Below are 3308 nucleotides of genomic sequence, written 5' to 3'. Positions count from 1 at the left end.
TGGGCCGATTTCACCGCGGTGCACGACGGCGCTGCCGGGTTGTGCTGGGCGGGTCCCTGTCGCTGTTGCTGGTCTGAACACCCCCGAAAGTAACCGAGCGTCGCTGGGGGAGGGGCCGGTCCGCACCACAAGCGTGCAGAACTGCCGTAGATTTAGCGCATGAATAGCGAAAGCGGCGCAACGGGCACTGTTCTGGCAGTGTGCCGGGCACACCGGATGACTGTCACCAAAACTGGGTTCGGTGTCACCGCCATCGATAAACGCCCGGTGGAGGAAGCCGTCAGTGTCCGCACCTTTGGCGTCTTTGGCGACTTTCAGGGTGACAGGGAGAACCATGGCGGCCCTGACCAAGCCGTTTATGCCTACTCGCAGGAGGATGCGGATTTTTGGAGCCGCGAACTTGGCCGCGACATCCCGGCTGGGCTTTTTGGCGAAAATCTGCGGACACGCGGCATTGAAACCACGGGCGCGGTCATCGGGCAGCGTTGGCGGGTTGGTGCGCATCTGGTGCTAGAAGTCACCTCTCCACGGGTTCCGTGTGCCACCTTCGCGGAGCGGATGGGTGAGCCGCAGTGGGTCAAGCGCTTCACGGAGGTTGGGCGGATTGGGTGCTATCTGCGCGTGATCCATAAGGGGAAGATCCAGGCGGGGGACGCGATTGTGGCAGAGTCCGCGCCGTCGCACGGGATTACTGTGGGCAAGTTCTTCTCCAGCGCCACGGTGGAGGACGTCCACACTCTGCAAGACCTGGCCGACGCCGGTGAGCTCACCTTGAGCGCGCACTACAAGAAATATTTCAAGAGAATTTTGCAACACGCCTCGTAGCCAGCTCGCAGGTGTCAGCTAGCAGGCGCCAGCCAGCGCAGCGAGGTGAGACAGGTGCGCCGTGACGCGCCGGCGGCGTACTTTTGGCATGAAATCCTTGGATTTCGAGGGAAAACCGGACCCAAATTCCGTTGTGTGCGCAACCTCACGGGCACTCATGGACGTCAACCCGCGCAGATGTGCTCTGTATGCCCTACAATTTAGATATCCCCCACTCCGGTATCTCCTTTTATTTTCTGCCCAATTTTTGAGGCAGGAGCCTGAAGTGTATGGGGCCCGCGGCTTGAGTGCGGGCAAGAAAGCGTTCATAGGGGATTGCCGGCAAAGAAAACGTCATACGACGTCAGCTCCGTTGATGTCTGCCTTGCGCCGAAAGCGTAGGGCGTTGGCGCGGAATTCCTGCCACGGGATGGTTTGTGCGGCTGGATTTCTTTTCTAATGCGGTCCCAAGCCGCTTGGCCCTATGAATGAGGACTTACTCACCATGCCCGAAAATACCACCAAAAATACGTCCAGCAGCGTCGTCATCGAAAAAGAAGACGCTCCTGAAGTAACTTTTGCCGAGCTCGGCATTGACGGCCGTGTGCTGTCCGCTTTGAGCGATGTCGGCTACGAAAAGCCGTCACCCATCCAGGCCGCCACCATCCCGCTTCTGCTTGAGGGCCGCGACGTTGTTGGCCTTGCACAGACAGGTACCGGAAAAACGGCAGCATTCGCCGTCCCCGCACTGTCCCGCATGGCCGAGCTGATGGATCTGAACGGTCCCACCAAGAACACCCAGATCCTGGTTCTGGCGCCTACCCGCGAACTTGCCTTGCAGGTCGCTGAAGCGTTCACTTCCTACGCCAAGTACATGGACAATTTCTCCGTGCTTCCTGTCTACGGCGGATCGGCTTACGGCCCGCAGCTGGCGGGATTGCGTCGAGGCGCCCAGGTTGTTGTTGGAACGCCGGGTCGAGTGATCGATCACCTCTCAAAGGGTTCCCTGGACCTGTCTCACTTGCAGTACCTGGTCCTGGATGAAGCCGATGAAATGTTGCGCATGGGCTTCGCTGAGGATGTTGAGCAGATCCTCAGCAAGACCCCGGATGACAAACAGGTTGCGTTGTTCTCCGCCACGATGCCCGGCGCGATTCGCCGCATCTCCAAGCAGTACCTGAACAACCCCGCCGAGGTCACGGTTAAATCCAAGACCACTACCGGTGCCAACACACGCCAGCGCTTCTTGCAGGTTATGGGCGCCCACAAGCTTGACGCTTTGACCCGCGTGCTTGAGGTTGAAGAGTTCGACGGCGTTATCGCTTTCGTTCGCACCAAGATGGCTACCGAGGACTTGGCTGACAAGCTCAAAGCCCGCGGTTTCCAAGCTGCTGCTATCAATGGTGACATTCCCCAGCAGCAGCGTGAGCGCACGATCGAGGGTTTGCGTGACGGTCGCTTCGACATCCTTGTAGCTACCGACGTCGCTGCCCGCGGCTTGGACGTAGAGCGTATCTCCCACGTCATCAACTACGACATCCCGCACGACACCGAGTCCTATGTGCACCGTATCGGTCGCACGGGCCGTGCCGGCCGCTCGGGAGATGCAATCCTGTTCATCACCCCACGCGAGAAGTACTTGCTGCGCGCAATTGAAAAGGCGACCCGCCAGCCGGTGGAGCAGATGCACCTGCCGTCCGCCGAGACCATCAACAGCCTGCGTCTTGGCAAGTTCGCCGAAAAGATTACGGAGACGCTTGCCAGCCAGGATGTTGGCAAGTTCCGCGACCTGATCGCCAGCTATGAGCAGGAGCACGATGTTCCTGCCTCGGAGATCGCCGCGGCCTTGGCCGTCATGGCGCAGGGTGGACAGCCGCTGCTGGTCAATGACCTGCCAGCAGCACCGGAGTACCAGAAGAAGGATCGTGCCAAGGACGGATTCGGTTCCCGCGGGCCGACCCGCACCTTGACCGAAGGAAACGCCACCTACCGCATCGCGGTGGGACGTCGCCAGCGCGTCATGCCAGGCTCGATTGTTGGGGCCATCGCCAATGAGGGTGGCTTGTCCTCCTCGCAGATCGGTGGCATTGACATCCGCTCCGACCACACCTTGGTGGAACTGCCTGCCGAGTTGAGCAAGGACCAGTGGCGTGCCCTGAGCAAGACCCGCATCAGCGGCGAGCTGATCAACCTTGAGCTGGATAATGGCCGCCGCCCTGCTGGTGGAAGCGCCCCTTACCGTGATCGCAACGACCGCGGCCAGGGTGGCTTCAAGAAGAAGTTCGACGGCGACCGCAGCGGTGGATACCGTGGCGGCGACCGTGAGCGTGGTGCCGAGCGTGGCTACGGTTCAGACCAGGGCCACACCGGCCAAGGTGGTGGGGATCGTCGTCCCCGCCACGATGGCGGATCGAACTTCAACAGCAAGGGCAAGTGGTAGCAGCCAGGCATGAGCGTGGCGCCTTAGCTTGATATGAGGGGTGGACTTGGCCGGCGGGCCAAGT

Annotated in this window: 2 protein-coding genes; both read left to right on the top strand. The window is 60.6% G+C overall.

Translation table 11 applies throughout. The features are described 5' to 3' along the window. Nucleotides 1-159: 159 nt before the first annotated feature. Nucleotides 160-825, top strand: a complete 666-nt coding sequence (locus LOH53_RS16475) for an MOSC domain-containing protein (RefSeq protein ID WP_230068851.1) — start codon at nucleotides 160-162, stop codon at nucleotides 823-825. Between the two features lie 484 nt (nucleotides 826-1309). Then, on the top strand, nucleotides 1310-3244 hold the full coding sequence (locus LOH53_RS16470) for a DEAD/DEAH box helicase (RefSeq protein ID WP_230068850.1): 1935 nt from the start codon (nucleotides 1310-1312) through the stop codon (nucleotides 3242-3244). Nucleotides 3245-3308: the final 64 nt, after the last annotated feature.

This window comes from Arthrobacter cryoconiti, from assembly GCF_020905375.1.
Lineage (GTDB): Bacteria > Actinomycetota > Actinomycetes > Actinomycetales > Micrococcaceae > Specibacter > Specibacter cryoconiti.
The sequence above is the reverse complement of the archived record's forward strand: the minus strand, read 5'-3'. Positions and strand labels throughout refer to the sequence as shown.

Excerpts from the sequence above, each read along its gene's own strand:
- LOH53_RS16475 (WP_230068851.1), top strand. The coding sequence starts at position 160 with ATGAATAGCGAAAGCGGCGCAACGGGCACTGTTCTGGCAGTGTGCCGG.
- LOH53_RS16470 (WP_230068850.1), top strand. The coding sequence starts at position 1,310 with ATGCCCGAAAATACCACCAAAAATACGTCCAGCAGCGTCGTCATCGAA.